1 protein-coding gene is annotated in these 553 nt (G+C 67.6%); it reads right to left on the bottom strand.

Annotation, left to right across the window (positions count from 1 at the left end; translation table 11 throughout):
* Window positions 1–553, bottom strand: a 553-nt coding sequence (locus GWK61_RS55110) for an ATPase, T2SS/T4P/T4SS family (RefSeq protein ID WP_194922369.1), incomplete at both ends; no start/stop codon positions are given.

The following is a 553-nucleotide window of genomic DNA, read 5'->3' as shown; positions in this document are numbered from 1 at the left end:
CAAGCGCCCGCACCAGCGTCGTCTTGCCGTGTCCCATGCCGCCGCAGACCAGGATGTTCAACTTCGCCCGCACCGCCGCGGCAAGCTGGGCGGCGATGTCGAGGTCGAACACACCCATCGCGGACAGCTCCTGCAGCGACACCGCCATGTGCCGGTGCCGCCGTACCGTCATCGACACTCGGTCAGACACGGCCATCACCGCGAACAGCCGCGAACCGTCCGGGAGCTGGATGTTCAGCTGTGGGTGGGCACGGTCGAACATCCGCTCCTCGGTGCCGGCCCGCGCGGCGATCGTGCGCAGCAGATCGACGAAGTCCTCCTCAGAGGCGGCGATCGGCCCGACCTGTACTTTCCTGCCATCGGCGTAGTGGATGAAGACACAGTCGTGGCCGTTGGCCGTGATGTTCTCCACCTCGGGGTCATCCAGCCACCGCTGCAACCCACCCATGCCGAACAGCGCATCGAACACCGCACGGGCGACCCGGGTCTCAGCCTGCCCATTCAGCACGTCCAAGCCGCCATCGGCCAGCGCGGCACGCGCGTGGGCGATGAG

Origin of the sequence: Catenulispora rubra, assembly GCF_015356825.1 — a bacterium.
In the GTDB taxonomy this organism is placed as follows: Bacteria; Actinomycetota; Actinomycetes; order Streptomycetales; family Catenulisporaceae; genus Catenulispora; species Catenulispora rubra.
The sequence above is the reverse complement of the archived record's forward strand: the minus strand, read 5'-3'. Positions and strand labels throughout refer to the sequence as shown.